Source organism: Lysobacter sp. 22409 (genome assembly GCF_052045105.1).
In the GTDB taxonomy this organism is placed as follows: domain Bacteria; phylum Pseudomonadota; class Gammaproteobacteria; order Xanthomonadales; family Xanthomonadaceae; genus Lysobacter; species Lysobacter antibioticus_B.
Genome location: NZ_JBQEOE010000004.1, coordinates 211,550 through 217,660, shown reverse-complemented (window position 1 = coordinate 217,660; position 6,111 = coordinate 211,550). Strand labels below are relative to the sequence as shown.

The following is a 6,111-nucleotide window of genomic DNA, read 5'->3' as shown; positions in this document are numbered from 1 at the left end:
CGCTGCGAAGGTCTTGCGGCGCCTCGAACAATCGAGCGATATCAAGATCAAACGATAAGAGCTTCCGCCACTAAAGCGGCGGGTTACTTTCTTTTGTCTAAAGCAACAAAAGAAAGTAACCAAAGAAAAATGCTTTTGCTTTGAATCACAGGCCCGCACGAGCGACGCCGACGCGGGGATTTTTCATACGGGACATCCCTGTCCCGATGAAAAACGGCCCGCATCCATGCGGGCCGCCCTCCGGGTCTTCCGCCGCCTTCGCGAGGGCGCTGCGACGCACAGCAACAGCAACAGCAACAGCAACGGCAACGGCAACGGCAACGGCAACGGCAACGGCAAAGGCAAAGGCAAAGGCAAAGAAGGCAACGCTGCTCCGGGGCAGAAGCCGCGCCCCACAGGAATTTCCTGCGGTCACAAGCCGCGGCCGCGCCGTAGGGTCTTGCGGCTCATCCCCCGCGCAAGAGGCAAGAATCGAAACGATGCAATCGCATCGCCCACCTCGGCGATACGACACTACATCGCTAACGTTCCCGCACCGGAAAACTGCACTCCGCGTAGTACAACTGACAACGCCGATCCTTGCGCGCCTCGCAAGCGCCCAAGCCGATTTCCGCGGCGCGTTCGGCGCTGCTTGCGGTCGTCGTGTCCGATTGGCGATCGCCGGCGACCACCACCACGCAGCTGTCGCGATAGCTCATCTCGACCTTGCAGGCCTGGCCGCCGCGCGCGCGGCAATCCTCCAGGGCGATGCGTTTGGCCTCGCGCTTGCTGCGCGTGTCGCTGGCCGCACCCATGATGCCGGCGGCCGCATCGAAGGCGAGCGCGCCCCATTGGCTGGCCCAACGCGGACCCGCCGTCCCACGCGGGGCGAGGCTATTGGGCATCGGCGCGCAGGCGTTCGGCGAGGCCGCGGTGTAGGGAACCATGCCAGGCGGGCAGCCGCCTTCGGCCCAGGCAGCCCCCGCCGACACGGCAGACAACGCCAACGCGGCGATGCAGATCGCCGGTTTGCGGTACTTGGATGGACGCCCGCGCATCGCCATCAGCCCCTGCGTACCGAATCTTCGCCGCGCGACTCGCGCCCCGACGGCGGCCGGCCGAGTTCGTGCGCCGCCCCGGTCATCAAGGCCGGCGTGGCGGCGCGCTGCTCGCTGCCCGACTGCGGCGATAAATGCGACCCGGCCGAGGCCTGGCCCGACTGCGCCGATGCGGCGCCGGCACCGCCGCCGAACGCCGAGTAATGCACGAAGTTGCCCATGGTGCCGTTGAAGAACACCGCTGCCACCGGCGGTGCGACGACGATGAAGGTGGTCAGGATCAGGCCGATGCCGCCCTGCTGCATCGCCAGGCTGGTCATGCCCTCGGCGTCGAGACCGACGATGCCGTTGAACGCCTTCGACACCCAGAACGCGACCGCCACTTTCGCCAGCAGTTTCATCGCCATCGCCGTGACCACGCTCAGCGTCGCCATCGAGAACAACGTACCCAGGCCATAGAGCAACCACTTGCGGAACAGTTCCTTGGTCTGCTCGAAGAGCAGGCACAGGATGAACAAGGGGCCGAGGCCGATGAACACGGCGATGCCGAATTTGTACAGCAGCAACATCGCGCCGGCCGTCATCGCCGGACTGGCCGAACCGACGCCGGCGAACAGCAAGGCTCGCGCCTTCTCCTCACGCATCGCATCGTCGCCGTCGACGACCTGCACCGCATCGATCGCCGCTAGGGCGACCTGGGTATAGGCCAGGTTCTCGTCGATGCTGTCGGCGGCGGTCCGCCCCTCGATGCCGGTGAACACCTGATGGATCTCGCGATCCAGGCTGTCGGTGAACAAGCCGTGCAGGCTGCCGCCGAACATCGACATGCCGGTGGCGGCCGACACGATGACGGCGATCCGCATCGCATTGACGACCAAGGCCATCATCGGCTCGCGCGATTGCCCGGTGACGATGCGGTAACCCGCCAGCAGCACCCACAAGGTCACCAGCGTCAGGACGACGCTGCTGGCCCAGGCCATCATTCGCCCCATCAGCTGCAGGCCGAAGGCATCGATCTCGTGGCTGAAGTAGCCGTCGATCAGCTTGTAGAAGGCGAAGTCGCCCAGCCCCGACTGGATGCCGGCGAGATACGCCTCATGCAGCCCATTCGACACCCGATCCATCCCTGCCATTGCGTTCCCCTTCGTTGCGGCCGGGCTTGCCGACGGGACGGCCCGCTGACCGGTGCCTGATTACCGCGCTGCCTTGGGTCTGCGCATGCTGCGCAGCCATCCGGAAGGCGCTACTCCGGCCTGGAAAAACCTTACGAATCGCAGCCACGCACACGGACCCGCGATGGCCCCACTGCCCGATGGCGCGGCCATTGCGTCGTGCGGCAATGTGATGCGTGCGCCTCGAAGGCTGTTGTTTACGGCGACGGTTCGGATCGCGTGGTTCGGGCCGTGCTTCCCAGGTCGTGCTGTACGTACCGTGCTTTCCGGTTCGTGCTTTACGAGCCGTGCTTTACGAATCGTGCTTCCGGATGGTGCTTTACGAATCGAGCGGCCCGGGTCGCGCCATGCAAGTCGCGTTGCCCGGGTCGCGCCGCCCGAATCGCAGGACGGCAGGCCCGCGCTCCAGAGTGGATATCCGCCGCGACGGGACCGCGGTGCGAGCGTTTCGTCGCCGTTCGCAAGCCTCCGTCTGCGAATGAGGTCGCGGGCTGCGTCGTCGTTGTAGATGCATCGCAACGACATCGAATCCGTGAGTGAGGCTAGCACCGGAATTCCGGAATGCGTTGTAGGAAAACTCTGATTCGTTGTGCGCGTTTGGCCACGCCTTGTAGACAAATGTCTACGTTCTTGTGGACACAAAGCAAATTCGAGAAGCGATGCTTGCCAACTCTGGGGTTTTATTGAGATTAGATGTCATCCAGATGGATCTGACTTGGCAAGAGAGTTCGTAATGATCCGCGTCTTCATGATCGACGATCACCCCCTCATGCGCACCGGAATGCGCTGGGTACTGGAAGAAGCGGGCGACATCGAAGTGGTCGGCGAAGCCGCCAACGGTCGCGATGCGCTGGCCTTGATCCCGACGTTCGCCATCGACCTGGTGGTGTGCGATTTCGACCTGCCCGATACCGACGGCCTCGACCTGACCCGCCGCCTGCTGCGACAGGACCCCGAGCGCAAGGTACTGATCGTCTCGATGCTCGAACGCAGCCCGATTCCGCGGCGCTTGCTCGCCGCGGGCGCGCTGGGCTACGTCAGCAAGACCAGCGATCCGCTGGTGGTCTTGCGTGCCGTGCGCGAAGTGGCCAGCGGCCGGCGCTTCCTCGACAACGCCCTGGCCTGCCAGGTGTTGTTCGACTCTTCGCCGTTCGACCAACTCAGCCCGCGCGAACTCGAGGTCGCGATGCTGATGGTCAAGGGCGAAAGCATCCGTCGCATCGCCGATTCGTTGCGCGTCACCGAGTCGACCGTGCGCACGATCCGCTCGCGCGTGTTCGACAAGCTCGACGTCAGGGGCGATGCGTCCCTGGTCTATCTCGCGGTCGAGCATGGCCTGGCCTGACCGCGCGACACCGCGCACGGCGCCATCGACCGCTGCGACGACAGCGGCGCTGCCGAGTCGTTGCCGCAGCGGCGCTCATCCACCTTCGCCACCAGCTTGCATGCGCCCTACCCCCGCCACGCCCGGCCTGGTCCTCGTCTTCGCCCTGGCCCTCGGCGCTTGCTCCAATGTCTCCGAGCCGACCATGCCGCACTACCGACGCAATCCGCACCCGCAGCAACGTTACGAGATCACCCTGCGCCTCGACGATGCGCCCGGGCCGGTGTTGACGCTGCAGGGCGCGGCCCAGTACGAGGTAACGGACCTGTCCTGCGTGCCCGAGCTGGCGGGCACCGGAGTACGGCCGATGCCCCGACACAGCTTGCCGGCAACCTATATCCGCACGGCGGCCAACCGCTATGTCATCGCCGTGCACGCCGATGCGATGCGCGACGAGGATTACCACGGCCTCGGCGTCTGCCGTTGGAAGCTCGCCGCGCTCCACGTCAGCCTGCACCTCGCCGACCGCGAGCATCGCGACATCGCCATCGACCCGACGCTGCCGGGCGAGGCGCTGCTGTCCGGGCGCGGCAGCACCCTGCATTTCTGGCGCGACGGGCGTCCGCGGGTCAATCCGCAGGATGCGGTCGCCCTGGATTACCAAGGTCCGCGCACTTACCGCGAGGAGATCCGCGCGGACGTCTTCTCCGTCACCTTCATTCCGAGGGCGAGCACGCCATGAGCACGAACAGCCAGCAGTACGCGAACCTCGCCAGCGACGCCTACAGCCCCTACCAACCGGGTCGCCGCGCCAGGGGGCTGGAAGAGAAAGTGCGCATCGACGAGGTGACCTACAAAGTCGTCGAGCACGTCGACCGCCCGTCCGGTTACCAGGGCACGATCTACCAACGCCTCGACACCGGCGCCATCGTGGTCGCGCACCGCGGCACCGAATTCGGCCGCGAGTTCGTCAAGGACGGTCTGCTCGCCGACGGCGGCATGATCGCCGCACGCGTCAACCGCCAGGCCGACGACGCCATCGGCCTGACCCGCCGCGCCGTGGAATATGCGCAGGGCTTGAAGCACGAACTCGGCCGCGACGTGCCGGTGTCGGTCACCGGTCATTCGCTCGGCGGTTGCCTGGCGCAGATCAGCGCCTACCGTTTCGGTCTGGGCGGCGAGACCTTCAACCCCTATGGCGCCGCAAGCCTGCGCGATCGCATCCCCGAGGGCGGCATCCAGGTGCTCAATCACGTCATGGCCGGCGACATGGTCAGCGCCGCCGGCCGGCATTTCGGCCGGGTCCGCATGTACGCGGTCGAACAAGAGGTCGATACGCTGACCCGGGTCGGCCGCTATGCCGACAACGGCGACCGCCTCGACATCCGCTACGCCCTGCCTGCGGCAGCGGCCGGTTGGGAGTCGCACCGCATGCACCACTTTCTCCCGATCGACGGTGCGGGGCGGCGCGACCGCTCGGTGCTCGACGACCCGCAGGCGCAACGACTGGCGCAGCAACATCGGCCGATGTTCGACAAGTACCGCAGCGACATGCTGTTGACCCGCGAAGGCGCATCGATCGCGGTGGCGCTCGCGCAAGGCGCGCGCGGCGTGGCCGGAGAACTGCTGCGCCACCTGCCCGATCGGCCGCAGAATCCGTTCGACGAAACGGCGCGGCGCCTGCCGCCGATGCCGGCCGCGGCCTCCAGCGACCCACGCTTGGCCGAGCATCCGGACCACCGCTTGTACGGGCAGGTCCGCGCCGGCGTCGCCGCGATCCATCAAGGCCAGGGCCTGGGGTACGGCGAAGACGGCGAACGCACCGCCGCAAGCCTGCTGGTGCTGGTCAAGCGCAGCGGCTTGAGCCGTGTCGATCAGGTCGTCGCCGGCCACGCTCCGGGCCAGCCCGAGCAGTTGTTTGTGGTCCAGGGCGATCCGCGCGACCCAGCCCATATCCGCGCGCAGATGGCGGCCGCCGACGCGGCGAAGACGCCGGTCGCCGAATCGTTGCGCGCACTCGCTGCCCTGAACACCCAGGCGCCCGCGCCAGTCCTGGCGCCCGACGCCCAGGACCGGACCCGCCCAGCGCCGATGCGCCCCCACTGAGCCTGCCGCAGGGGGCGATCCGGCTCATCCGCTACACCGCGCCAACACCGGCGCAACCGGCAAGGCGGCAGGCCAGGATGGGCACAGGGCTGACCGATGGGCCGCATCTGCCTACAATGCCGCGCCCGAAGTTGCAGTGCCCGTCATGGAAATTCTCGTCAACCAAGAGCTCAAAGCCTATATCGACCCGCTGACGGAGGAAGAGCACGAAGCGCTGGAGCGCAGCATCCTCGCCGAGGGTTGCCGCGACGCGCTGGTGCTGTGGGGCGACGTCCTGGTCGACGGCCACAACCGCTACGGCATCTGCCGCAAGCACGGCCTGCCGTTCCAGACCGTGCAGAACCCGCGCTTCCAGTCGATCGACGACGTCTACCTGTGGATGATCGACCAGCACCTCGGCCGGCGCAGCGTCTCCGATTTCCAGCGCGGCGTGCTGGCTCTGCGCAAGCGCGAGATCCTGGCCGAGCGCGCC

At 66.7% G+C, this 6,111-nt stretch carries 5 protein-coding genes and 1 pseudogene; 4 read left to right on the top strand and 2 right to left on the bottom strand.

From position 1 onward, the window contains the following. Positions 1 to 521: 521 nt before the first annotated feature. Together ACTJJK_RS03885 and ACTJJK_RS03880 are read right to left on the bottom strand one after the other, a co-directional pair. Positions 522 to 1,043: a DUF4189 domain-containing protein gene (locus ACTJJK_RS03885; protein ID WP_440729515.1), complete on the bottom strand. Its 522-nt coding sequence runs from the start codon at positions 1,041 to 1,043 to the stop codon at positions 522 to 524. Continuing rightward, entirely contained in the window at positions 1,043 to 2,170 is a 1,128-nt protein-coding gene (locus tag ACTJJK_RS03880; RefSeq protein WP_440729514.1) for a type IV secretion system protein, read from the bottom strand. Before ACTJJK_RS03880 ends, ACTJJK_RS03885 begins: the two co-directional genes overlap by 1 nt. Positions 2,171 to 2,942: 772 nt before the next feature. Between ACTJJK_RS03880 and ACTJJK_RS03875 the strand changes: the two genes are divergently transcribed. The 4 genes and pseudogenes from ACTJJK_RS03875 to ACTJJK_RS03860 form a co-directional block, all read left to right on the top strand. Continuing rightward, positions 2,943 to 3,554: a response regulator gene (locus tag ACTJJK_RS03875; RefSeq protein WP_031370056.1), complete on the top strand. Its 612-nt coding sequence runs from the start codon at positions 2,943 to 2,945 to the stop codon at positions 3,552 to 3,554. 100 nt (positions 3,555 to 3,654) lie between these two features. Then, the gene (locus ACTJJK_RS03870; RefSeq protein ID WP_223620760.1) at positions 3,655 to 4,275 is read left to right on the top strand and encodes a hypothetical protein; all 621 of its coding nucleotides are present in this window, start codon (positions 3,655 to 3,657) and stop codon (positions 4,273 to 4,275) included. Beyond that, on the top strand, positions 4,272 to 5,639 hold the full coding sequence (locus ACTJJK_RS03865; protein ID WP_440729513.1) for an XVIPCD domain-containing protein: 1,368 nt from the start codon (positions 4,272 to 4,274) through the stop codon (positions 5,637 to 5,639). Before ACTJJK_RS03870 ends, ACTJJK_RS03865 begins: the two co-directional genes overlap by 4 nt. A gap of 145 nt (positions 5,640 to 5,784) precedes the next feature. Further along, positions 5,785 to 6,111 (top strand): annotated as a pseudogene (locus tag ACTJJK_RS03860) (plasmid replication/partition related protein); the annotation flags it as partial.